The organism is Desulfovibrio subterraneus (assembly GCF_013340285.1).
GTDB classification, from domain to species: Bacteria; Desulfobacterota; Desulfovibrionia; order Desulfovibrionales; family Desulfovibrionaceae; genus Halodesulfovibrio; species Halodesulfovibrio subterraneus.
Genome location: NZ_BLVO01000013.1, coordinates 627,591 through 650,316 on the forward strand (window position 1 = coordinate 627,591; position 22,726 = coordinate 650,316).

18 protein-coding genes are annotated in these 22,726 nt (G+C 56.9%); 9 read left to right on the forward strand and 9 right to left on the reverse strand.

The window, feature by feature from the left end; translation table 11 throughout:
- Positions 1 to 17: 17 nt before the first annotated feature.
- The 3 genes from fba to surE form a co-directional block, all read right to left on the reverse strand.
- Entirely contained in the window at positions 18 to 941 is a 924-nt protein-coding gene (fba, locus tag HUV30_RS09760) for a class II fructose-1,6-bisphosphate aldolase (RefSeq protein WP_174405241.1), read from the reverse strand.
- Positions 942 to 1,379: 438 nt separating this feature from the next.
- A complete protein-coding gene (locus HUV30_RS09765; RefSeq protein ID WP_174405242.1) occupies positions 1,380 to 2,417 on the reverse strand; it encodes a lipase family protein in 1,038 nt (345 codons plus the stop codon).
- Positions 2,418 to 2,595: 178 nt separating this feature from the next.
- The gene (gene surE, locus HUV30_RS09770) at positions 2,596 to 3,357 is read right to left on the reverse strand and encodes a 5'/3'-nucleotidase SurE (protein WP_174405243.1); all 762 of its coding nucleotides are present in this window, start codon (positions 3,355 to 3,357) and stop codon (positions 2,596 to 2,598) included.
- A 167-nt stretch (positions 3,358 to 3,524) separates the two neighbouring features.
- On the opposite strand from surE, the gene HUV30_RS09775 reads away from it, so the two are divergent.
- The 7 genes from HUV30_RS09775 to HUV30_RS18460 all read left to right on the forward strand — a co-directional run bounded on the left by HUV30_RS09775 (position 3,525) and on the right by HUV30_RS18460 (position 11,720).
- Positions 3,525 to 4,565, forward strand: a complete 1,041-nt coding sequence (locus HUV30_RS09775; protein ID WP_174405244.1) for a 3'-5' exoribonuclease YhaM family protein — start codon at positions 3,525 to 3,527, stop codon at positions 4,563 to 4,565.
- On the forward strand, positions 4,550 to 5,191 hold the full coding sequence (gene tmk / locus HUV30_RS09780) for a dTMP kinase (RefSeq protein ID WP_174405245.1): 642 nt from the start codon (positions 4,550 to 4,552) through the stop codon (positions 5,189 to 5,191). Before HUV30_RS09775 ends, tmk begins: the two co-directional genes overlap by 16 nt.
- Positions 5,192 to 5,272: 81 nt before the next feature.
- A complete protein-coding gene (locus HUV30_RS09785; RefSeq protein WP_174405246.1) occupies positions 5,273 to 6,592 on the forward strand; it encodes a histone deacetylase family protein in 1,320 nt (439 codons plus the stop codon).
- Between the two features lie 31 nt (positions 6,593 to 6,623).
- A complete protein-coding gene (locus HUV30_RS09790; RefSeq protein WP_174405247.1) occupies positions 6,624 to 7,841 on the forward strand; it encodes a tetratricopeptide repeat protein in 1,218 nt (405 codons plus the stop codon).
- A 38-nt stretch (positions 7,842 to 7,879) separates the two neighbouring features.
- Positions 7,880 to 8,608, forward strand: coding sequence for a lactate utilization protein (locus HUV30_RS09795; protein ID WP_174405248.1), 729 nt, complete (start codon positions 7,880 to 7,882; stop codon positions 8,606 to 8,608).
- Positions 8,609 to 8,917: 309 nt separating this feature from the next.
- Positions 8,918 to 11,002, forward strand: coding sequence for a succinate--CoA ligase subunit alpha (sucD, locus tag HUV30_RS09800; protein ID WP_174405249.1), 2,085 nt, complete (start codon positions 8,918 to 8,920; stop codon positions 11,000 to 11,002).
- A 595-nt stretch (positions 11,003 to 11,597) separates the two neighbouring features.
- Positions 11,598 to 11,720 carry a hypothetical protein gene (locus HUV30_RS18460; protein WP_269891218.1) on the forward strand — a complete coding sequence of 41 codons (123 nt, stop codon included), beginning with the start codon at positions 11,598 to 11,600 and terminating at the stop codon, positions 11,718 to 11,720.
- A 570-nt stretch (positions 11,721 to 12,290) separates the two neighbouring features.
- Here the strand turns inward: HUV30_RS18460 and HUV30_RS09805 are convergent.
- From HUV30_RS09805 to HUV30_RS09815, 3 genes are all read right to left on the reverse strand, one after another.
- Positions 12,291 to 12,521: a hypothetical protein gene (locus HUV30_RS09805; RefSeq protein WP_174405250.1), complete on the reverse strand. Its 231-nt coding sequence runs from the start codon at positions 12,519 to 12,521 to the stop codon at positions 12,291 to 12,293.
- Between the two features lie 423 nt (positions 12,522 to 12,944).
- Positions 12,945 to 14,942, reverse strand: coding sequence for an ArnT family glycosyltransferase (locus tag HUV30_RS09810; RefSeq protein WP_174405251.1), 1,998 nt, complete (start codon positions 14,940 to 14,942; stop codon positions 12,945 to 12,947).
- A gap of 1 nt (position 14,943) precedes the next feature.
- Positions 14,944 to 15,552 carry a phosphatase PAP2 family protein gene (locus HUV30_RS09815; RefSeq protein ID WP_174405252.1) on the reverse strand — a complete coding sequence of 203 codons (609 nt, stop codon included), beginning with the start codon at positions 15,550 to 15,552 and terminating at the stop codon, positions 14,944 to 14,946.
- 179 nt (positions 15,553 to 15,731) lie between these two features.
- Here HUV30_RS09815 and HUV30_RS09820 point away from each other — a divergent pair, with 179 nt between their 5' ends.
- Positions 15,732 to 17,174, forward strand: a complete 1,443-nt coding sequence (locus HUV30_RS09820; protein ID WP_174405253.1) for an MATE family efflux transporter — start codon at positions 15,732 to 15,734, stop codon at positions 17,172 to 17,174.
- A gap of 33 nt (positions 17,175 to 17,207) precedes the next feature.
- On the opposite strand, the gene HUV30_RS09825 is transcribed toward HUV30_RS09820, so the two are convergent.
- From HUV30_RS09825 to HUV30_RS09835, 3 genes are all read right to left on the reverse strand, one after another.
- Positions 17,208 to 17,492 carry an MTH1187 family thiamine-binding protein gene (locus HUV30_RS09825; RefSeq protein ID WP_174405254.1) on the reverse strand — a complete coding sequence of 95 codons (285 nt, stop codon included), beginning with the start codon at positions 17,490 to 17,492 and terminating at the stop codon, positions 17,208 to 17,210.
- 153 nt (positions 17,493 to 17,645) lie between these two features.
- Entirely contained in the window at positions 17,646 to 18,854 is a 1,209-nt protein-coding gene (locus HUV30_RS09830) for a 6-hydroxymethylpterin diphosphokinase MptE-like protein (protein ID WP_373869336.1), read from the reverse strand.
- 776 nt (positions 18,855 to 19,630) lie between these two features.
- A complete protein-coding gene (locus tag HUV30_RS09835) occupies positions 19,631 to 21,844 on the reverse strand; it encodes a hypothetical protein (protein WP_174405256.1) in 2,214 nt (737 codons plus the stop codon).
- 245 nt (positions 21,845 to 22,089) lie between these two features.
- On the opposite strand from HUV30_RS09835, the gene HUV30_RS09840 reads away from it, so the two are divergent.
- Complete coding sequence (locus HUV30_RS09840) at positions 22,090 to 22,620, forward strand: nucleoside/nucleotide kinase family protein (protein WP_174405257.1); 531 nt, start codon at positions 22,090 to 22,092, stop codon at positions 22,618 to 22,620.
- Positions 22,621 to 22,726: the final 106 nt, after the last annotated feature.

The following is a 22,726-nucleotide window of genomic DNA, read 5'->3' on the forward strand; positions in this document are numbered from 1 at the left end:
GTTAGTCTCCTGACCTTCTATATCTTGTTGGAACAGCCGAGCACGTTCTTGATCTTGTGCTGGACCATATTCTTGACAGCTTCGCGCGCGGGCTTCAGGTACTGGCGCGGATCGAAATGGGTGGGATTTTCCGCAAGGTATTTGCGGATGACGGCGGTCATGGCAAGGCGGATGTCGGTGTCGATGTTGATCTTGCATACACCGAAGGTGGCAGCCTTGCGCAGCAGTTCTTCCGGCACGCCGGAGGCGGAGCCGATTTCGCCGCCGAACTCGTTGGCCATCTTCACGAATTCCTGCGGAACCGAGGAGGAGCCGTGCAGTACGATGGGGAAGTTCGGCAGCATGTTGGTAATTTTTTCAAGGCGGTCGAAGTCGAGCTTGGCTTCCCCGGCGAACTTGTATGCGCCGTGGCTGGTGCCGATGGCAATGGCGAGGGAATCGCAGCCGGTGCGCTGGACAAACTCAACGGCCTGATCAGGGTCGGTGTAGATGGAATGTTCGGAAGACACATCGTCTTCAACACCGGCAAGGCGGCCCAGTTCAGCTTCCACGTCCACACCCTTGTCGTGGGCGTATTCCACAACGCGTTTGGTCAGGGCGATGTTTTCCTCGAAGCTGAGATGGGAGCCGTCGATCATGACGGAGGAGAAGCCGCCATCAATGCAGGACTTGCAGATCTCGAAGTCCTGACCGTGGTCGAGGTGCAGGGCAACAGGCAGGTCATCTTCGATGAGAGCAGCCTCGATCAGCTTGCGGATGTATGCCTGACCGGCATACTTGCGGGCACCGGCGGAAACCTGGAGAATGAGCGGTGCACGTTCCTCCGCGGCAGCCGCCATTATTCCCTGAATGATTTCCATGTTGTTAACGTTGAATGCGCCAACAGCGTAGCCTTCCTTGTAGGCTCTTGCGAACATCTCCCTTGTGCCGGTAAGGGGCATACAAACCTCCAGAATGTGTGGCAGTTGCATTGTCGCGATTGCGGCAATGTACCAAAAATAACGGCGCGTCCACTGTAATCGCGCCGGAAAAGGCTATTGAGTGCAGGGGTGGTACTCTCTCCAGCGTAGGGGGAGGCTGCCACCCTGTCAACAAAGGCACGGAGACTTTACACGGCAACGGGAAGAAAATCAAAGGGGATGAGCATGGTTGCCCCTTTTTGTTACCACATTTGCTGTGGTGCTGCGGAAAATTAAGGCGGAACCTGATATCATCACTGCGCGCAGCCCGTTTGAACCCCTTTGCAGGGGCTACTTCCCCGGGCAAACTACCTGCGTCTGCATGGAGCTCAGAACGTGTGTCGGCAGATGCAATAAGGCCCCGTTTCGTCGGTTTGCACCACGCAACGGGGCTTGCTCATCTGTATTCAGGGCGCGGGGTCAGATTCTTCTGGATGCATGGGCGTGGAGTTTCTGGCAATATTCGGCAATGCCGTGGTCTGCCAGGGCCGCCTTGCCGCTTGAGGTGACAAGGCGCTGGACCACAACCATGGACCGCCATGCATAGTTGGGGCTTTGCTTCACCTTCAGGTCTTTGAAGGGAATGCCTTTTGCGTCCTGCACATTCTGGGGGGAATCCATGAAAATGAGGCTGCCTTCATGGGTGTATCCTGAAAACCGCCTCAGCCATTCGGACATCTCATAGCCCCGTATGGGGAAAAGCCGCAGTGCCGCCAGCGCGAAGTTGAAGCCGTAGCCGAAGGGAACACGGGGAACGCCGTCGGCTGCGTTCACTACGCGGTAGATGGGAGTCTTGATGGGAGTGTAGAAATCGTCGTCCGCCGCTCTGGGGGCCCCGAACGTGTATGTTGCGCCTGTGCTGTCCGATCCGAGGTAGCGTGTGGCTACAATTGCCAACGCACCGCCCAGCGAGTGTCCGGTAATGTAGAGGGGAAGGTCGGTATACTGTTCGAGCAGCTTTTTTATATCCTGCTCAACAGACTGAAATGCTCTCAGAAAGCCCCGGTGCACTCGCCCGCCGCCCGGTGCAGGAACAAGGTTTATGCACATGTCGGTGACAACATCCTTTACAGATGCCGTGCCCCTGAATGCCAGCACGAGAAACGGGTCTACTCCGTCGCGGGAAAGTTTGGCGAGCATGGCTTCCGTATCATTTCTGACAAAGGTGCCGAGCAGTTCAAAATCCGCCGCGCGAAGCTCTCGTTCCACAAGTGCGCAATCCTTGCCGTTGATCTCGTAACACTTGGAGATCAGCCCTTCCAGCAGGTCTTCGTGTCTTCCTTCCTTGATGGCCTTGCGCAGTTCCTCCACGTACTCCTCAACCGTGGTCTCACCGGGAAGGGGCTCGTATATGAGCCGTGAGATTTCGGCCATCAACCATGCCGTTCTGTCCGAATACGCTGCCCGGCGGATGGGAAGTGCCGAAAGCAGACGGGAATCACCAAAATACGTGTACATGCATACCTCCTTGAACGTATTATTGCCCCGTGGTTCATTTTGCCACACTTTATATGCTTGGGTGTATGTGGTATGTATTATTTATTTCTGCACTCCGCCAAAAAAAATCCCCCGTCGATGGGACGGGGGATTTATGGTTGTCTGGGGCGGGCGTAATGCAGCCCGCCTGCGGGCAATGTTACCTGTTGTCGGTATCCAGTACGGAGAGGGCCTGCAGGGCCGTATCATCCGTGAAATCGAACCGCAGAGGGGTAAGTGTGATGTACCCTTCTGTGAGCAGGGCTCTGTCGGTCCCCGCAGCCACGGTTTCCGGCGGGATAACGCCATTCAGCCACCAGTAGTCCGAACCGCGAGGGTCCTTGCGATGGTCATACCAGTCTTTCCAAACTGCGCTGGTCTGCGGGCATACGCGCAGCCCCTTGGCTTCCGGCATGGGGCAGGCGGGGAAGTTGAGGTTGATCACGCAGCGCGGGGGCAGGTTCTTCCACGGCATATTGTCGATGAGTTCGGCTGCAAAGGCCGCCTGTTCGCTCAGGTCTTCGGGACGGAAGTTGTCGTAGGAAACGGCAATGGCGGGAAAGCCCATGTGCGCTCCTTCCGTGGCGGCGGAGACTGTTCCGGAATACAGGATGTCCGGCCCCACGTTGGCTCCTGCGTTGATGCCTGATACAACAACATCGGGTTTCACATCCATGAGGCAGGTGAGCCCCAGTTTCACGCAGTCGACAGGCGTGCCATACACGCCTTTGCCGGAAAATCCGTTTTCCTTGAATTCCTTGACGCGCAGGGGAAGCGAGATGGTAACAGCGTGGCCCACCGCGCTCTGCTCGGTGACCGGAGCAATGCAGTGCACGGTGTGACCCGCCTCAACCAGGGCTTTGTACAGGGCGCGCAGGCCGAGGGCCTGAATGCCGTCATCGTTTGTAAGGGCTATGATCATGGTTGGTCCTGAGGCGATTATACGTTATGCAAGTGTCCGGTTGCCAAGACAATAGGGGATAGAAATTGACATCTTCGCCGAAAACATGGATCGGTAATGTGAAATGACGATCCGTGAACAGCCGTTCGCAACCGGCTACCGACCGACCTCAAAAGCATAAAACGGACATGCAGAAAATTCAATTCATTCGCGATATATCGGCCAATGACGAAGTGGTATCGATTTTTGCCGTCACTCTGGCGGCACAGGGACAGGCGCGCAACGGCCCGTTCTGGCGGCTTGAGCTGGCGGATGCCTCGGGTTCCGTGGGAGCCAAGGTGTGGAGTCCGCTCAGCCAGCAGTTTGCCAGCATAACCGCAGGAATGCTCGTTTCCGTGCGCGGCCGCGCGGCCACTTTCCGCGATCAGCTCGACATAAACATCGAGGCCCTGCATATTCTTACTGAAGAAGAAATGGCAGCGCTTGATATGGGCGACTTCATGCCCGCATCAGAGCGGCATCCCGATGACATGATGGCCGACCTGATGCAGCTGTGCCGTGTTACCTTCACGCACAAACCGTGGCTTAAATTTCTGAGCGCCGTCTTCAAGGATGAAGAAATCCTGCGGCGCTTCAAAACCGCCATCGGGGCCAAGAACGTGCACCATGCCTATGCGGGCGGTCTGCTTGAGCATACGCTTTCCGTCAGCGAGCTGTGCATGCGTCTTTGCGACCATTATCCCGAATTGGACCGGCAGGTACTGCTGGCAGGAGCCATTTTCCATGATATAGGAAAGGCGTGGGAGCTCTCCGGCGGCATTGCCAACGATTACACGGACGAGGGGCGTCTCATAGGGCATATCAGCATCGGGCTGGAAAAGGCGGAACCGTATCTGCTGAAGTCCGGGCTGGAGCCCGAATTGGTCATGCATTTCAAGCATCTGGTGCTTGGCCACCATGGCACGAAAGAATGGGGTTCGCCCGTATTGCCCGCCACGCCCGAGGCGCTGGTGCTGCATTACGCCGACAACATCGATGCCAAGCTGGCGCAGGTGCGCGGCCTTTTCGCCGACTTTGCCGGAGATGTCACTGGCTGGACACCGTACCAGACAACGCTTGGCAGGCACATGTACAAGCCCGCTCGTACCCCCGAACCGGAAACGAAACAGGCTGCTAAACGCGAGGCTGCTCGCGAGATTCCCAAGGAAGACCAATGTTCATTACTCTAGAAGGAACCGAGGGCTCGGGCAAAAGCACTGTTCTCAACCGTCTCAAGGACTGGCTCATGGAGCAGGGACACGGCGTGGTGCTCACCCGTGAACCCGGCGGCAGCCGTCTGGGCAGAACCCTGCGTTCCATCCTGCTGGATATATCCAACAAGGACCTGACGGGCGAGGCCGAACTGTTCCTGTATCTTGCCGACCGTGCCCAGCATGTGCGGCAGGTCATCAAGCCCGCGCTGGATGAAGGCATGCTTGTGCTGTGCGACCGTTACGCCGATTCCACCGTTGTCTATCAGGGCTACGGACGCGGGTTGGACCCCAAGCTGCTGCACCAGTTCAACGAGGTGGCGGTGCAGGGGCTCTGGCCGGACCTGACCCTGCTTCTGGATATTGACCCCGAGATAGGACTCAAGCGCGCCATGTCGCGCAATCTGGCAGAAGGCATCTGCCAGACGGAAGGGCGTTTCGAGGCGGAATCCCTGTTGTTCCACCACCGAATCCGCGACGGGTATCTTGCGTGGGGTGCCGTGAACCGCCATCGTTTTGCGGTGATTGATGCATCCCTCAGCCCCGATGAGGTGTTTGAGCAGGTGAAAACCGCAGTGCTGGCCAAGCTTAAGCCGGCTGAATAACGGCGTACGGGGCAGGGCGGTTGTTTTCGCCGTGTTTCCGGCAGCCGGGTGGATTGTTGCAGTCCGAGAAAAGGGGGCAGCATGTTGCAGGCCAAGAATTCATTGGGCGTCATCTTTTTTCCGGCATTCGACTGGGCCATCAGCCCGACGCATCCGGAACGGGAAGAACGGCTTCTTTACACGCAGGACCAGCTGCGTGAAGAAGGGCTTTTCGATATTGAAGGCATTACCGAATACAAGCCGGAAATAGCCACGCGGGAAGATGTGGAGCGGGTGCATTTCTGCATTCCCGACGTATCCTCCGTGTGTACCAAGTCGCATCTTATTTCGGCGGGCGGCGCCATCAAGGCTGCCCAGCTGGTCATGGAAAAGAAGAAGGACAAGGCGTTTGCGCTGGTGCGTCCCCCCGGTCACCATGCCATGAAGGTGGTGCACGGGAACCGCGGCTTCTGTAACATCAATATCGAAGCTGTGATGCTTGAGCATATCCGCGAGCAGTACGGTCCTCTGCGGGTGGCCATCATCGATACCGACTGCCACCACGGCGACGGCACGCAGGATGTCTACTGGCACGACCGTAACACCCTGTTCATCTCCATTCATCAGGATGGCCGCACCCTGTATCCCGGCACGGGCTTTCCCTCGGAACTCGGCGGCCCCAATGCGCTGGGCAAGACGCTGAACATTCCCCTGCCGCCCAATACTTCGGACAAGGGTTTTCTGCATGTCATTGACCACCTTGTGCTGCCGATTCTGGAAGACTTCAAGCCGGACCTGATCATCAATTCGGCAGGGCAGGACAATCATTTTTCCGACCCCATCACCAACATGAACTTCACGGCACGGGGCTATGCGCTGCTGAACAGAAAGCTCAATCCCGATATTGCCGTGCTTGAAGGCGGTTATGCCATTCAGGGGGCGCTGCCGTATGTGAACCTCGGCATCTGCCTTGCCATGGCCGGTCTGGATTTTGACCACGTGATCGAACCGGATCTTAACCCCGCTGCCATTGAGCAGAGCCCCAAAGTGACGGAGTATATCGAAAAGCTTTCTGAAGAACTGCTGCACCTGTATCGCAATCCGCCGCCGGCCCCCCGACAAGGTGAGGTGAGTGGAGAGTTCTTTGTCCGTACCAAGGATATCTATTATGATACCGACGGCATCAGGGAAAGTCAGGTGGAGTCCGTTGTCATGTGTCCGGATTGTTCCGGCACCCTCAAGATAGACACATGGTCCACGGTGAATCCGCTCAGCGTGGGCATACAGATTCCCATAGACGCCTGCGACCGCTGCCTCGGCATCGGCCACCGTCTGCTTGAAGAAGCCCATGTGAAGGGCAACTACCGCTACATACAATGCATCAACCGTAAGGAAAAACAGTACACGCATTATGGGTTCTAGCGCATCCGTTCCCGTCGGCCATGGAGTCGGCATGTCAGGTTCAAGGTTTCCGGCAGGCAGCGTCCTGCTCCTGTTGGTGATCCTGCTCTCTGCCGCCGGCCTGAGGGCCGAACTGCGGCCCGATGTGAAGCAACTGGCTCCGCTTGTTGCCACCGGCCAGTGGGATAAGGTGAAGGCGGAAGCACAGACAGCCGTGTTTTCCGATATGCTGACCGATGCGGAAAAGTCCGAGGCGTATACCTATATGGCCCTTGCGCATGTGCAGCAGGGAGAACCCGGTCCCGCACTGGATGCCGCCGACAAGGCCGTGCAGCTGGATAGCGATAACGCCCGCGGCTGGCTGATGCGGGGAACCGCCTACATGATGCTCCGTCAGCTGGCTCCTGCGGAAAAGGACTTCGGCAAAGCCTTGCAGAAAGATCCCGCCATGTGGGAAGCCTGCCGGAATCTTGCCGAACTTTCTCAGGCCCGCGGCGATTTTCCCATGGCAATGGAATGGTTCGGCAAGGCAGTGGTTCTTGCCCCTGCCAATGTGGACCTTTCCATGGAATATGCGCTGCTTCTGCATTCGCTCGGGTTGCATGCAAAGGCGGACGAAATTCTTTCCAACGTCATAGCCGAAGTCGGAGAAACGCCCGCGCTGCTTAATAACCGTGGTATGATACGGCTGGCACAGGACTGTTACGATGATGCACTTGCGGATTTTTCCCGCGCCATAGCAATCAATCCGGCCTACGAAGAGGCGCTCATCAACCGCGGCAATGTGCTCAGGGCCTTCAAGCGCTATGATGAGTCGCTGGCGGATTTTGCTTCGGGCCTCTCCATGCATCCCGGTTCCGTCAAAATGTTTATCGGCAGGGCCTACACCCATGCTGCCATGGGCAAGTATGAGGACGCAGCCGCAGACATGGCTTCGGCCTACAGTCTGGGCAATGTCGATCCGTACGTGCTTAACGAATATGCTTGGTTCCTTGCCACCTGTCCTGACGCGAAGGTGCGCGATGGTGCCCGCGCCGTGAAGCTGACCAAGGAAGCCATAGAGCTTTCCGCCGGTCCCATTCCCGGCTATTTCGATACATTGGCGGCCGCCCTTGCGGAATCCGGCGATTATCTCGGAGCCATTGAAGCGCAGAAACAGGCCATTTTCATAGGTCAGCAGGCAGGACTCTCCGAAAAACAGCTCGCAGACTGGAATGCCAGGTTGGAAGGCTATTCGCAGGGCGTTCCATACCGCAATAATTTGCAGTAATATTGCATAAATGATTTGAAAGTAATAAGGATATAGTCATGGCTCGCAAAAAGACTCCCGCAGAGGACGTGGTGATTGACACCAAGGCCGTCACTCCCGCTTCAGGGGAACCCCGTTCTCCTGTCGATACCTACTGGACCCTGCGTTTTGAGGAATTGAAGGAAGCGCTGGAGGCCAACAATTTTGAAGTATTCATCGCCGATACCGCTGCCGCTGCGGGGGCGCTGTTCATGGATACCATTCTGCCGACGCTGAAGGGTGCCAAGACCGTTTCGTTCGGCGGTTCCATGACCCTCGTCGCCACCGGCGTGGTGGATGCCGTGCGCGCCAATCCCGATCTTGAAGTCATAGACACCTTTGACACGTCCCTTACTCGCGAAGAAGTGCTGGCCCGTCGCAGGCTTTCCCTGTTGGCGGATGTATTTCTCACGGGCACCAACGCCGTGACCGAATGCGGCAAGTTGGTGAATCTGGATATGATAGGCAACCGCGTGGGGGGCATCAATTACGGCCCGAACCATGTGGTGCTGTTCATCGGCCGCAACAAGGTTGTGGACACCGTGCAGGATGCCATGACGCGCATCAAGGAATACGTGGCTCCGGTAAACGCCATGCGTCTGAACAAAAAGACCCCGTGCCGCCAGACATCTCGCTGCATGGACTGTTCAAGCCCGGACCGCATATGCAATGTATGGACGATTACGGAAAAGTCGTTCCCCAAGGGGCGCATCCGTATTGTACTGATAAATGAAGATGCTGGATTCTAGGAGCGTCTGAAGCAGCATAGTTGACCATCATACCGGCAGTTCTCTTCGCAGAGGGCTGCCGGTCGTGTATGGAGGCGCGCGTAGATTGCCGCGCGCCGTTGCCGCGACTTCAGATTTCCGGCGGGAGAGAGATTCCTGTGCATGCGTTGCCGCCGTGCAGGAAAGAGTGTGCCCCGCGCATGCGTCCGTTTTCTCAGGGCGCTGTTTCGAATACAGGGAGGAAAGACCGTTCACCGCACACCGTAGCCAATCCAGCTCACACGGCCCGGAACTTCGATGCTGCAACCATTCATCACCGGACGGAGAGATATGTTCCTGAACGAACACCTGAGCAAGATTTTGTTTGGCGAGGCTGGAATCAACGTACCCCAGGGGGTGCTGCTTACCCCCGATACCGTGGAGGTGCCTGCCTCCATTCCTGCCCCATGGTACCTGAAGGCGCAGGTGCTCACGGGCGGGCGCGGCAAGGCGGGCGGCATACTGCGTGCCGAAACGCCTGAAGCCTTCCGCGAATGCGCGAAAAAAATATTCGGCATGACCATCAAAGGGCATAACGTGCCCTTCATCCGGGTGGAACCGGCAACGGATATCCGCAAGGAATGCTATCTTTCTTTCATCCTTTCCCGTGAACGCAAAGACCTGTTGCTGACCACCAGCCGCGCAGGCGGCATGGAGGTGGAAAATGCCTCCGGTCAGGAAAAACCCCTCATTCAGCGGGTTCCCATTGATGCAGGACTCAGAGATCACCACCTTCGTGCAGCCTTTTTTGAAATGGGCGTGGAAAAGGCCCACTGGCCCGGGTTCCGCGATCTGGCCACCAAACTTTACGCCGCCGTGCGTGACAATGGGCTGCTGCTTGCGGAAATTAACCCCCTCGTGCTGACAGGAGAAGGCGAGTGGGTGGCGCTGGACGGCAAGGTGGAGCTGGATGACAACGTGGTTGAAATGCGCGCGGAGACACTGGAGAGATTCTACACACCCGAGCATTACTCCCGCGAGGAAACCCTCGCCCGCGAAGCCGGACTGAGCTACGTGGAACTCAAGGGCTGGGTGGGCATTCTCGTGAACGGGGCGGGGCTTGCCATGGCCACCATGGACCTGCTCAACTTCAACGGCCTGACTGCCGCAAACTTCATGGATCTGGGCGGAGCTGCCAACCGCGAGCGCATGCAGCGGGCGCTTGACCTGCTGTTCCGCAATGCCAATGTGCGTGCCGTGTTCATCAATCTGTTCGGCGGCATTGTCTCCTGTGCCGAGGTGGCGCGGGCGCTGCTGGCGGTGCTTGACGGCAACCGTTCTCCCAAGCCGCTGGTGGTGCGCATGGCGGGCTTTGAATCGGAAGAAGGCCGCGCCCTGCTGCGAGAGGCCGGACATCCGGACATCTTCATTGCCACGGAAATGCACGAGGCTCTCGACCATCTGCGGACCATCAAGCCGCAGGATGCTCCAGTATACGACTATCCCCTCATTGAAGAGGCTGCCCCCAATCCTCCTGTGGGGCGCATAGAATCCGGCAGAAGTGTCGGTCTGGGCCTCGGGGCCGGTTCCAATGTTCTGGTGCAGGGCATCACCGGCAAGGTGGCGCAGCGCCATGTGCAGCTCATGCAGGAATTTGGCACCCGTATTGTGGCCGGAGTAACCCCCTTCAAGGGTGGATCGGATGTTCTGGGAGTGCCGGTCTATGATTCTGTTCACGAGGCATGCAGGCAACACAGAATAGACGCTTCCATCATCTTCGTGCCTGCGCCCTTTGCGCCGGATGCTGTGCTCGAGGCGGCTTCGGAAGATGTGCCGTGGGTGGTGTGTATTACTGAAGGCATTGCGCAGTCTGCCATGCTTTCGGCGTTCAAGAACATTCCGCCATCACGCACCCGTGTTATCGGTCCCAATACGCCAGGCATCATTGTGCCGCGGCAGACCAAGATAGGCATCATGCCCGGCTATGTGTTCGAACCGGGGCATGTGGCCGTGTTTTCCCGTTCCGGAACCCTGACGTATGAAGCCTGTGCGCGGCTTTCCGCTGCGGGGATAGGGCAGTCGGTTTCCGTGGGCATTGGCGGCGATTCATTCATCGGCACCAACTTTATTGATCTGTGTGAGCTGGTGCGTGATGACGATAATACGCATGCCGTACTGGTGTTGGGCGAGGTGGGTGGTTCTGCTGAAGAGGAGCTTGCGCGCTACGTGCGGGATACGGGCTTTGAAAAGCCGGTCATTTCGTTCATTGCAGCGCGGACAGCCCCTCCCGGTAAGCGGCTGGGACATGCCGGAGCAATTCTGGATGAAAAAACCGGAGGCGTTGTCGGCAAGCTGCAGGCCATGCGCGATGCCGGGTTCACCATCTGCCCCGATCTGGCCAGATTGCCGGAACTTGTGAAGAAGGCCATGGGATAGGCTGAATCCCGTATATTGCAGAAAAGAGTGGGGTAACGCGATGAAGGTCGCGTTACCCCACGTTGTTTTCATAATGACACCGGTATTCCCGACCAGGTAGTCTCCGTTTGTGTCAGTTCTTACCCGTCCTTATCCGTCCTTATCTGGCCTTGCCTGTTCTCTCTGGTCCGGTCTTCGTCATCCCCGTCGGAATTTACAGCGTCCGGCTTGCGTGGCCGGACGTTTAAACATTCCTTCTATCCGGATTGGAGAAGCTGCGCTACCGGTTAGGATAGCTGTAGCCAACTTGCAGAAGCTTTGTCTCTATTTCGACCCTTGAGACATCGCTTTACAGTTCAGGACTGGTGAAGCCTTGCGGCTGGTTCGGACTTACGAAGCTCCGCTTCAGATCGTATTTTCGAAGCTTCGCTTCTGGTTCATACTTTCGAAGCGTAGCTTCTGGCCGGGTAATGCCGGTGCATTATCCGCATATGCATTCAGCATGCGCGGGACTTGCCGGTCAGCAACGGCAAGCCGGGTTCCCTGTCTGCAGCCCTGCGTCTGCGTCCAGGGTAAAATGCTATACTGCGTGGTGCAGATGGTGCGGGCATGTATCATGCGATTTCTGACACATGCTGCCGAGGCAGAGATGCTGCTGCTGGTGATGCATGGGGCGCAGTCTCAGTTTGCGGTTGCCCGTATTACACAGCGTGGTCCGCCGGAAAGTGAGAAGTCCTGATGTTGCGCACATCAGCTTAACGCAGGAAGATACAACTAGTGCATATAATGCAGTTCCAAAAATGATTTCCATAACGCCTCCGTTGATTGGTGGGTCACTCAATGATGGCCACGGCCAAACAATACTCTTTGAGATTGTGAATGCAAGCACAAACTATATTATTTGCCCAAATGAGACGGAATGAAACAATCTTACAGTTCTTTTGAGACGCTACTGCACCAATGGTTCTTTGTGATGTTGCAAATGCAACATTCGTTTTGAGGTTGCAATATGTCGCGCACGTATAATTCGCTGTGTTGTACTTATTAAGAGGTGCGTTGCCATCGCTGGTTTTGCAAAGTGTGGTTGTTTCAACAATCAGAAAGCTGAAAGGTTTGCCGGGATAATTTGTTGTGGAAGCGGAATAACGCCCGGCCACTCGTTGCGCGTGCGATTGAAAATGAAAAGGCCGGAGGCATCTGCTTCCGGCCTTTTGCTGTATGTAGTCAGGTTCTGTGGGCTAGCTTTCTGGCAGAACCTGTCAATTGTGCCACGGGGGCGTTGATTCGAGTGTAATCGGCTTTTGTGAGGTTAAACGGCGTGGTGCAGGTGGTGCGGGCACGCCTCTCGCGAATTGTGACACATTTTGCCCAGACAGAGATGGTCTTGCTGGTGATACATGGGCCGTAGTCTCAGCTTTCTGTTGCCGGTGCTGCACATGGTGGAACGCCGGAAAGAGAGGAGACCGGAAGCCGCGCGCATGATCTTGACAGAGATGAACACAACCAGTGCATACAATGCAGTACCAAGGATGATTTCCATAACGCCTCCTTTTGATTGATGGGCCACTCAGGTGTGGCCACAGTTCAAATGTACAATTCGAGCTTGTGAATGCAAGCACAAAGTGCATTTTCAGTCCAATTAAGACAAAGTGAAACATTACTGCAGTTCTGTTAGTGTCGTGTTGCTGCATTTAACTCAACTGGTGCTGTGTTGTTTTGTGATATTGTGGTGTGGTGTTGTTATATTTATATGTGATGCATTGTTTCAATATGTAGCTGATGTATTTTGAGTCAGTGGTACTATATAATTGCCTGAAATTATTGATTGTTTGCATAATCAATGATGAAAGTCTCTGCTTTGCGCCGGCTGTATGTTTTGCAGGGCAGAAATGCAGATGTGAAAAAGGCCGGAAGCATGATGCTTCCGGCCTTTGGCGTTTCTGGCTGGTATTGCGGCGTGTGGCTATTGTGCCGCAGGATCGGGCGGTGCGGCAAGTTCAGGCGTAGTGCGCCGTATTGCCAACAGGTATTCATTGCTGGGCTTGGGGTCCACCAGAATCTGGTGATGGACTATCTCCATGCCCTCGGGCTTGTTGGGCCATTCTTCCCAGTGCTTTCTGCGCATGGCAATGACCACATCGGGATGTTCCTGCACAAAGGCATCCAGTTCGGGCCAGTCGTTGGTCTCAAAGATGTTGGCCTTGACGTAATAGCTGTAGGTGCCGGAGTAGATGCGGTAGCTCGCCGGAGCAAAGCCGTTGAGCATATATGTGCGCATGACAGTGGCCTGCGCCTTGGGGCTCATTATGGAATCCAGCGCGGGTGCCGTTATGGTGCCCAGAGGCAATATGAATACGGTTACACATACTGCAAGCAGAAGCAGTCCGCCTTCAGCGCGGCGCGGCGCGGCTATCCAGAGAATGGCGGCGGATACACCGGCAATGGCGGCAAGGTAGTCCCAGCCGACAATCTGAACATGGAAGGGATTGTTGAAGAACTCAATGTAGACAAGGCCGCCGGCAATACCCGCAAACAGCAGGGCGAAGAGGCGGAACATCATGCGGCACCGGCCCGGGGTGAGGCGCATGAGCGCCCGCGCGCTCAGAATGGCGAGCAACGGGAAGAGTGGCAGCAGATACACCGGCAGCTTTATGCTGATGGCGGAAAGCAGGGCAAAGCCTGACAGCACGGAAATCCACACATAGGCAAGGCCCATGCGTTCCGGTTGTCTGGTAGCCCAGAGATTCTTGTAGAACTGTACCCCGAAAAGGCGCTCCCACGGCACCGTGATAAGCAGGAATGTCCACGGCATCATCACGCCTGAAAGGGTGGCAAAGTAGAACCACCACGGCTGGCCGTGATGCCAGGTATCCGTTGCCCGCTTTATGATCTGCTGCTGAAAGATGTTTCGCAGGTAATCAGGATCTTCCGTAAAGTAGGCGGCGCTGACCCACGCAAGACAGACTGCGGTCATGACGCCGAAACCTATGGCAACATCCCAGCCCAGCAGCCGCTTGATGCGGAACCGCCATACGGTAAAGAGGATGGTGGAAACAACGGGGAAGGCCAGACCCAGCGGTCCCTTGGTTATTGTGGCAAGACCTGCGAAGAAGAAACCGAGCACGACCCAGCCGAAGGCGCTTTCCTTCTGCCAGCCCTTGAAGAGGCAGAGGTGGGAAAGGGTGATGAGCGTGGCAAACAGCAGGTCCATGCGCGAATAGTGCATCATGCCCACCGTGAAGAAGGTGGAGAGCAGCACCAGACCGGCGGCAAGCGAGGTTTTCTTGTCTTCGCCGAGGACACGGGCAAAGAGGTAGGTCGCCAGTGTGAACATCAGGCCGGACACGGCTGCGCCGAGCATGAAGAGCTTTGGTGATGCTTCGCCTACCAGCGGATACAGAGCCTTGAGCAGCCAGAAATAGACCGGCGGCTTGTCCGGATAGGGTATGCCGTTCAGATAGAGAACGATCCACTTTTTGGCGTTGATAACGTGCTCGAACACGTTGGCGTAGCGGATTTCATCCGAGAACCACAGCGCGCGGCTGTCCAGCGTGAACCATGTCTGCAGCGCCACAATCACGAACAGGGTGAGCATGGGCAGGTAGGCAAGGGTGTCGAAACAGTGGTCCAGCATACCCTTGGGAACGGGCTGGAACTGTGCGCCCTTTACCTTTTTGCCATTACCCTTCCTGCCTGTTTTTGCAGTTGCGGAATCGGCAGGTTCGGCGGTTACGGAATCTGCGGGGGCATGTTCGTCCGTAGAAGAGGCATGCTCTGCGTATGTGCCGACAGCGTGTTCGGGCGGCAGGGCCGAATGTTCACACTGTTCGTTCGTGGCGGAGGTTGTAGAAGTCCGGTCGGGACCATGTCCGGCAGATTCCTGCTGTTCGCGTTCCGGCGCGCTTGAGGAATCGGACATGGGCCAGTCGGTAGATTTGGGGCGATCGGGAGAGTCGGTCATTTCAGTCCCTGTTCCAGATGGTGTGTATGACGTACGCAGAAAAACTGCCTAACAGTATGCCGAAGAATACGTCGCTGGTGTGATGCATTTCAAGATACACGCGGGAAAAGCCCAGAAGGGCTGCGTAGCATCCCAGAAGCAACGGAACTATATGATTTTTGAAAAAGTAGGTCAGGGGTATGGTGCTGCCAATGATTTCCGCGGTATGACCTGAAGGCAGGGAGTTGTGGGCGGAATCGAAGGACCATGGCATATACAGCCCGTCCACGCCGGGGCGGGGTCTGCCGATGGCTACTTTGAAAATACGCACCAGCAGGAAGGAAACTGCAAGCTGGACCAGAATATATGCCACGACGAAACGGGTGAGCCTGGCATCGTGCCGCTTGCGGGCGGCAATGAGTATGCCCGCGTAAATGACATACATTGTGGGGTTGCCCCAGTCTGTCAGCAGCTTCATGTAATAGGTTGTGTCAGGATGCGCTGCGCGGTAAGCGCGGAAAAAGGGAATGACTTCGGCCGAGGTGCCTATTGTTGCCGTAACAAGGAGCAGCAACAGGCATAGAGGCAGAATGCTCAATACATGTTGGGTGACGGGGTAGCTGTAACGCATGGGGCCTTATACGGTGAATTGGTCCGCAAGTGAAGAAAAAGCTGGGGCCACGAGGGGTGCAGAAAAATGCGTTAACCTATTGACGAGACTTTTTAGCAAGTGTAGGCCGTTCTGCTCTACTGCGGAGTATCCGCTTCTGTTTTCACTTTCTATCAGTTCCCGTTCAGGGAGGATTACCTATGTTATCAGCTCTTCGTAATCGATGGCACGCACCGGGCGGCTACAAGGACGTTTTGCGGGTGGGGCTGCCCCTTGTGGTGAGCCTTGGCTCCACTACGCTCATGGAGTTCACTGACCGCGTCTTCCTCAGCCATTACTCTGAGGATGCCATCGCCGCATCCATGCCCGCCGCTATGGCCAACCTGACCTTTCTGCTCTTTTTCATAGGAGTGGGGAGCTATGCCAACGTGTTCATTGCCCAGTACAGCGGTGCTGCGCAGCGTTCGCGCGTGGGCGCGGCTCTGTGGCAGGCCATTTACTTCTCCATCTTCGGCGCTGTGGTGCTCGCATCCATGTCCTTTTTTGCCGAGCCCATATTCAGGCTGGCGGGGCATAGCGAATCCGTCTTCCGGCAGGAGGTCATCTACTTCCGTATCCTGTCCGTGGGCAGCGGTCTTGCGCTCACCGCCAGTTGCATCGGGTGCTTTTTCTCCGGCCGGGGTATCACCAAGCCCAATATGGTGGTCAACCTTATTGCCACGGCCATTAACGTGCCGCTCGACTACATGCTCATTTTCGGTGTGGGGCCTTTCCCCGAAATGGGTATAGCCGGTGCGGGCATTGCCACGGCATCGTCGTGGGGCATGCAGCTTGTCATGTATTGCTGGCTTGTGTTCACCAAGGAAAATGACTGTGAATTCGCCGTGTGGCGCTCGCGGGCCTTTGATCCTGCCCTGTTCCGCCGCATGATGCGTTTCGGGTTGCCCAGCGGGGTGAACAGCTTTTTCGACCTGTTCGCCGTGGGCTTTTTCATATTCATCGTCGGCAGACTGGGCAGTGCGGAGCTTGCCGCCTCCAACATCGTGTTCTCTCTGGATACGGTTGCCTTCCTGCCCATGATCGGTCTTAACATCGCCATCTCCACGCTGGTGGGGCAGGCTCTGGGGAGCGGAAAGCCGGACGAGGCCGTGCGCGCCACATCCAGTACGCTGCACATAGCAATGTTGTGGATGGGTACCATGGCCCTGCTCTTTGTAACGGTGCCGGGCTGGCTGCTGGACGTATTCCGTCCGCAGGATATGAACGCCGCATGGTTTGCCGAAGTGCAGAAAGAGGGCGTGGTGCTGTTGCGGTTCGTGGCCTGTTACAGCCTGCTCAGTTCCATGGCTCTTGTCTACTTCGGCGCGGTGCGCGGTGCGGGTGATACCCACTATGTCATGTGGGCCATCGTGTTCAGTGCCATTATGTTGCTGGCTGTGCCGTTGCTCGTTGCCCAGCTGGTGTTTGATGCGGGTTTGAACGGACTGTGGGCGGTATTCACCTTCTATGTGGTTGTGCTTTCCGCAATTGCATACAGAAGGTTCCACTACGGACCATGGAAGAGCATGCTGGTGATCGAAAGGGAGCAGCCGGAAGCAGCCGTTAAGGATGATGCCGACCGCAAGTGTGTGTCTCTGGATTAGGCAGGGGCAATCGGGGTCTTGGAGGCCCTGCGGTTATTCCACGGCGGCAACCTTGGAGAGCATGCCGTATTCACGGCCTTTGCGGGCGTCGATCTTGAGCGTCATGTAGATGCGGTCACAGTCGGCTTCCAGCGCCTTGTAACAGTCGCTCACGGCAGCCATTACGCTGTCCCAGTCACCTTCGATGACCGTGCCCATGGGGTTGAGCTGGAACATGAGACCGCTGGATTTAAGCACATTCAGTGCCCGTTTGACATAGGGGCTGACGCTGTCGCCCTTATCCATGGGAAAAATGGAAAGCTCTGCAATGACGGACATGATTCTGCTCCTGTGCTTGAGATGATTCTGACGCGCCGGAACGGTGCGTTGCGACACGCGGCGCAGGCGAGTTGTAGCCTGTAACCGGACACAAGAAAAGGCGGGAGGGAACATAAGTTCTCTCCCGCCCGTTTTTTTGCTGAAGCGGAAAGGTTAGGCAGCCTTGTGGGCTTCCAGTGAGCGCCTGCCCAGAATGAAATCCATGAACTCCACCTTTTCCATGACTTTCTTTGAAACGGCCTTGAAGCGTTGCGCTTCCTTGGCCGTATAGCGCGTAATCCCGTCACGCAGTCCTGCCACGTCCATGATCTCGTTGTAGAGATAGGGCAGATATATGGGGTCCTGACTCAGGAACATGTGGATGCTGCCGAACAGGGACCGGATTTCGCCAAAGTTGCGGTCGGGTTTTTTGAACAGCTTTTCCATACGCTTATGGGCATGGCGCAGCGAGTTTCGCCAGCTCGGGGCGCGTTCTTCAAAAACGGGCTGCTCGCAGGCGGAGCGGGACTGAAGCATACGCAGACGGTAGAGCTCAAGGGCCGGTGATTCCGACGTCAGGAAACCGTCATCCGCCACCTGCTCAAGGGTGCTGTTCGTTGCGGTGGTGATGACGTAGCCGCCGCCGTAAATATTGCGCACGTTCAGGCCGAGGCGTTTGATGTCCTGCTCCATTTCGCGGGCAGAGGTCAGGTACTGCACGCTGGTGCGGATGGGGTTGCCGTCCAAATCCTTCAGTTCCAGCGAATTGGCAACGGTGCCCGTGCAGTGGTGGCCTGCGGCGTGGGATTTTTCACGCCATGCGAAGTCCTGCCCCACAAGGGTTATATCGCGCACGCCCATCCAGTGCAGGAAGCGCATGAGTGCTACGGATACGTTCCCCGCGGCGTCCAGAACAAGATCGTCGGTTCCGGCTATAAAGGTGGCAAGGCCGCCGACCGTCCATAAGGGAATGGTGGGGCCGGGGTACTGTTCCACCACTTCCTGCTTGGTCTTGGTGGAATATATGAGCGGAATATCGCGCGCGAATTCCGGATCAAGCCGCTTGAAAACATGCAGCATGCCGTCACTGAAGTCGATGGACATGCAGAAATGTGGCTTTATGCCCACATGCTGCGCAGCCGTGAGCGTCTGCAGGGCGGTTACCACAAGGGCGGAGTGGGGCATAGCAGCGAGCGCCGGACCGTATTCCGCAAGGGAGGGGCCTGCACCCACGATTACAGCCTTGATACCCTTGCCCGCATCGCGCAGGGGGTTCACCGTGCCGTCGGAAAGGGCACGGCGGAAATTGTTGAGCTCGTTACCCACCATGATGTCCTGCGCCCTGCGCAGGGTGCCCATTTCCACACTCAGGTGTTCCAGCATCTCTTTGCATTCGCGGGTCCAGTACGCATACTGGGGGCTTATCTGCTGGCTGGGCATGTCTGCCCGCATGTATATCTTGCCGAACAGGAACTGCGTGTCGCAGCTGCGCACGGTCTGCTGAAGTACGTTGCGATCAGGGGGCAGAAAGACCAGCTTGCCCATCTGGATGAAGGGACGGTAGTCCGTCTGGCCAAGGCACACGGCAAGGATTTCGGGGTCCGGCTCCAGCACATACACCTTGTGGGTGTCGCGGGTGTTGGAAAGCAGCTGGTTAATGCCGTACCCGAGGTTGCTGCCGACAACGAATGTCGCATCCAGCGGTGTCTGCTCGCGGGGAATCCATCCCTGATAGAAGGGGGCCGGAGGCATGGTCTCGAAGATGGTCCTCCCGTCCTTCAGGCGGAAATCGAGAATTTCCCAACGATTCAGACCTATGCGGGTGTCGATGTCCGCAAGGTCCGGCTGCTGTTCCCTAAGCCACGCGGCAACGGGTTGTTTCTGCGCGGCCATGGCCCCAAGATTCTGTGTGTAGAATGGCGAGTACTTCATGTGCGCGTATATGCAAAAATACTGCCACGGCTATGGCTGTGTTGAATGTTTATTTGATTCCGGTGTGTTGTGTGCGCTTTATGCCGTGTTGGTCTGTAGCATTGAGGGCATGACGGCCCGCAGGCGTCACGATGCCGACAGGGGCGCAACGCGGCATGTGACATAAAAAAACGCACTCCGGTCAGGGAGTGCGTTTCGGGTGAGGTCTCAGATGTTTTGCGTTGCAGTTACTTTTTCGGCTGCACAGCAAATTTGCTTTTGTCACCGATGAGGATCGCGCGTGTCTGCCACGGACCAAGTTCCAGCGTCAGCTTTTTGCCTTCCAGCGCCAGCGTGTTGCCATCCGGAGGGAGTGGGCTGGCAGTTTCGTCTTCCGCGAGGATGTCGTGCACGCTGCTGCGGGAATTCAGTTTGGCCCATGCGGATTGTATGGTGACGGTTTCCGTAGCCTTCTGCCTGCCGAAGTTGGTGGCTACAAGCATCAGTGTGTTGCCCTGCTTGCGGGGCAGGTTCAGCAACTGCATGATCGTGCCGCTGTTTTTGGCAGGAAGCACGGCAACCGGCGTTGCATTTTGAATCTTGTAGTGGTTGCGGGCTGCCAGAATGCGGCCGAGGTTCCAGACAAAGGAATACGGCGTGAGTGCCTGCTCGGGAATGGAGCCGAAAACGGTCTGCGCTTTGGGCATGCCCAGCGGTGTTATGAGTGACTGCCGTGCGGTGTTGAGCAGGTCATAGGCGCCCATCATGTTCTGGAGCAGCGCTTCGTCTTCGTTGCGGGCGGGCACCAGTCCCTGCTTGAGCGGCAGGGTACCAGCCAGTTCCTTGCCCGAAACAATGAATATACCCGGCTGCATGGCATGATACGCTGCAAGCGCCGTCATGCCCCGATTCAGTTCCGCAATCTGCTCCGGCGTAAGATGGCGCATGTCGCGAATGCCCGCAGCCAGCCCCACAAGGCCCGCAGGCGTTGTGTGCAGCACGTTGTTCTTGACCAGAATGTCACCGCCGGAAGCGGTGATGATCCGCATCATCTCCCTGCGGTAGTGTTCGCGCAGGGCGGGGAGTTTGTCATCCGCAATGCCATAGAGGTGCCGCAGGGACATATCCATGCCTTCCGAGGGCATTATGGCGTGCACAAGGCGGCCTTTGTCCATGCCCAGAGATGTCTGAATATCCAGCGTAGTGTGCAGCATTGTGGCATTGCCCGTGAGCAGGGCGGCCAGCGCGCTGACGGAGCCTGCATGGTCCAGAGCCACATCCGGCCCTTCGCGCATCAGCAGTTGCTGCATGGGCAGGGGCAGGGAGTCCTGAAGGAACGACCAGCCGCCGTAGCGCCGTACTTCCTGCGCTATTGTGGCGGCAGCGTTGCGGGCATTGTCTGCGGCAATGGCCATGTCCTTCTGGCCTGCCGGATTGGTTGTTTCAATACCGACATACGGTGCCACGCTGATGCCGGTAAACGCCACACCGAGGGTTCCTACCTGCTGGATGATGGAACCGGAGACTACCTTGCGCGCATTGGCGGAAGGGTCTGTCCAGTTCAGAACAGGGCGGCTCGGTGAGCCGTGATACAGGTAGACATAGCGTCTGCTTGTGCCGTCTATGCCGCGCACTTCACCGGTTGCGGCCCAGCCGAACGGTTCGAGCGGCAAATCCAGCGTTTCGCGCAGGCGCAGGGGGGGCAGAATGTGCTGCTTGCGCAGTTCCTGCGCCGATTCGGCGGAAACGGGTTCGGCCTGCCATTGTTCGGTAATCTGCGGAAGCAGCGGCCACGCTTCTGCAGGAATGTCTATCATGCAATATATGCCCTGATAGTCGGGCTTTGCGCGGGCCGAGAGAAAGAAATCGGCTCCCATGCCGGTGGCGGCAGGCAGGAGTGTATCGCCCATGACGGCATCTGCCGTGTTGGCCGCGCGGGTGAGCCTGCGGTATTCGTCGGGCGTTCCGGCGTATTTGCTGAAACCGTATTGGACAGTATCCGCGCCGAGGAACTGGGTGCCGGAAATATCATATCCCCATATGCCGCCAGATTCGCGCAGCGGAGAGAGCAGCAGGCCGCGTACGCCCAGTTTCTGGCTCTGCCGCCAGAATTCCGGATGCAGCAAGGTTTTGAACAGCGATTCGTTGTCGTTGGTCAGCACGGAAGCAGGGTGCAGGGTAAGCCAGACCGGCGCTTCCTGAAGCAGCGTTTCAGGGCGGGGTGCCACGGAAGGCGAAAGCCACTGGATGCCGGTGTCCGAGACTATGCGTGAAAGTTCCTGCGAAGACCGCAGCATGGCCTGTTTTTCCAGCCATTGCACATAGCCGGGATCGGCTCGCAGGTCAGTGGGGGTGGTCACTTTGGGCAAGGCCTTGTCGGCGCGTCGGGGAGTGCACCCGCCAAGCGCAAGTGCAAGGCACAGGATAAGCAGTATGTGGTGCAGCCGGATGGCAAGCCGCATGTAGTATCCTCCATATAGCAGTTGTATAACAGCTGCCGCGTTTGCAGGGTCTATACTGCATGTCGCCGCGCATGAAAAGGAAAGGCGCAACATCCTTCCGGCATTGCCATTTTCGTGGTAGTACGCGAGCCGGTGCCAGCATGCGCCATTGACCCGGAGGCTGTGTCGGGATATTGGCAGCGGGAATATGATACTAACCCTGTCCGTCCGCATGCGGAAGCGGGCGATATCTTGCCGGAGCAATCATGTCCAAATTTTCCACGGAAGAGTTCATCAAGGAAAAGACCGAGGTTGAGGAAGCCGATGCCGTTCGCGTGTTCGGCAAGTCCAGAGGGCTGGATACGTTCGATCCCGCGACGGGGCGCATCATTTTTATCGGTATGCCCGGCAGCGGCAGACTGGAACTGGCGGAGCAGGTTGCAGAGCGCCTGAATATGCGCGTTGTCGCCCCCGAAGTCGTTGATTCGGTGGAAGCGCTGAATGCCGCATGTGCCGATACCGGTATTGTTCTTGTGCTGCCCTGCGAAGCCCTGCGCGATGAAGCTATCCGCGCTGCCGTGCGCGAGAAGGGGAAGGTGTTCTACCTCATGGCAGAAGTGCTGCGCATGGCCTACCGCCTTAACAAAACGTCCATTCCCGAGCAGGAAGCGATCTCCGCCCTGTTTGTGGAGATGGAACCCCTGTGCATGATGACCCTGCACTACATTCTTCAGGCCTGGAAGGAACCGAAGGAAATAGTGGAGAATGTTCTGGAGATGCTGGCCATACCTGCCTAGCATCGGCTCAGAGCTGGGCAGCACCAGTACTTACGAGAAAAAAGCCCCGTTTGATGATAAACGGGGCTTTTCATTTACATGAACTTGATTAAGCCGGATCTGGAGT